1 protein-coding gene is annotated in these 532 nt (G+C 50.6%); it reads right to left on the minus strand.

Going from position 1 to position 532, the window contains the following annotated elements; genetic code table 11:
- On the minus strand, nt 1-532 hold a 532-nt coding region (locus tag ACTHUR_RS17695), incomplete at both ends, for a phospholipase D-like domain-containing protein (RefSeq protein ID WP_440400031.1).

Consider the following 532-nt stretch of genomic DNA (forward strand, 5'->3'; position numbering starts at 1 on the left):
GTGTAATCAAGCTCTGCCAATCCTTTTTTCAGGTTTCCCCGTTTGATAATGCTGGTCGCGTTGTAGGCGGAATGGCTTGCCCAATAGCGGTCGAAGTCTTGGGACACTTCTGTTACTACGCGGCCTGTGGCGAGGATATCGAGGTCGGCAAAGATGGTATCGTCGTTAACCTTAAAATATTCGTCGCCGATATTGCGTCCGCCCAAAATGGTGGCACGGTTGTCGGCGGTAAACGATTTGTTGTGCATCCGGCGGTTAAGTCGCGGAAAGTCAGCAACGTAGCCGAGTGCACGCCATTTTCTGAAAATAAAGGGATTAAACAGACGGACTTCAATATTGGGATGATTGTCGAGTGCCAGCAGGAGATCATCCATGCCGTTGGTGTTGTTGTCGTCCAGAAGCAAACGCACACGGACGCCGCGTTCAGCTGCACGATGAATCAGGTTGAACAGAAGCTTGCCGGAGATGTCGTTGTGCCAGATATAGTATTGTAAATCGAGGGTATGGTCGGCGGATTCAATCAGGGTAGCAC

This window comes from Neisseria sp. P0021.S007, assembly GCF_051956855.1.